The sequence below is a fragment of the Lamprobacter sp. genome (assembly GCF_034860625.1).
Lineage (GTDB): Bacteria > Pseudomonadota > Gammaproteobacteria > Chromatiales > Chromatiaceae > Lamprobacter.
Window position 1 is genome coordinate 1 of the sequence record NZ_JAYESN010000688.1, and the last position, 762, is coordinate 762.

Genomic DNA, 762 nt, shown 5'->3' on the forward strand with positions numbered 1-762 from the left:
GGGTTGTGCCTGTTCAATGGGCTGCCCTCTTGTTGGTTATCACCGATACCACCGTGCCAGCCGTGCCGGATCAGCGCCCAGGGCATAGGCCAGCCGCAATCGCCACATCAGCATCATGGTGCGCAGAATCCCGCGCGATTCCCAGCGCCGGCTCGAGGTGATCAAGGTCGGGCGCAAGCACAGGGGTCGCGCCAGCCGGCGCAGGCGTTGCGATAGCGCGATGTCTTCCATCAGCGGGATGTCGGGAAAACCGCCCACGGCGGTGAAGTCCGCGCGGCTGACGAACAGGCCCTGATCGCCGGTGGCGATTCCGCTCAGGCAGGAGCGCAGATTCATCGCGCGCTCGATCACCCGCAGCAACGGATGGCGCCCGGACAGCCGCACATCGCACCGCCCCCAGCGCACGACTGAGCGCTCCACTGGGCGCCCCCCTGCCCGAGCAGCGGCGAGTAGCGCCTCGGCGGTGGCGGCCGGTACTCGGCTGTCAGCATGCAGAAACCACAGCAGCTCGCCGGTGGCCGCCTGGGCGCCGGCATTCATCTGCGCGGCGCGACCGCACGGTGCAGCGAGCAGCCGATCCACCAGCGGTTCGGCCAGCGCCCGGGTAGTGTCGGTGCTGCCGCCATCGACCAGGATCAGCTCATGGCCGGCAGCGCGCAGCGCGGCCAGATCGCCGAGCAGCGCGCCAATCACATCGGCTTCATTGAGCGTCGGAATGATGATAGAGAGACGCATGGACTTGGCAACTCCGCCGGTGGCCGG

General features: G+C 68.4%; 1 protein-coding gene. It reads right to left on the reverse strand.

What is annotated here, in order from left to right:
- Window positions 1-39: 39 nt before the first annotated feature.
- A complete protein-coding gene (locus VBE63_RS30775; RefSeq protein WP_323686741.1) occupies window positions 40-735 on the reverse strand; it encodes a TIGR04283 family arsenosugar biosynthesis glycosyltransferase in 696 nt (231 codons plus the stop codon).
- Window positions 736-762 lie beyond the last annotated feature (27 nt).

Coding starts and splice junctions, on each gene's coding strand:
- VBE63_RS30775 (WP_323686741.1), bottom strand. CDS start 735: ATGCGTCTCTCTATCATCATTCCGACGCTCAATGAAGCCGATGTGATT.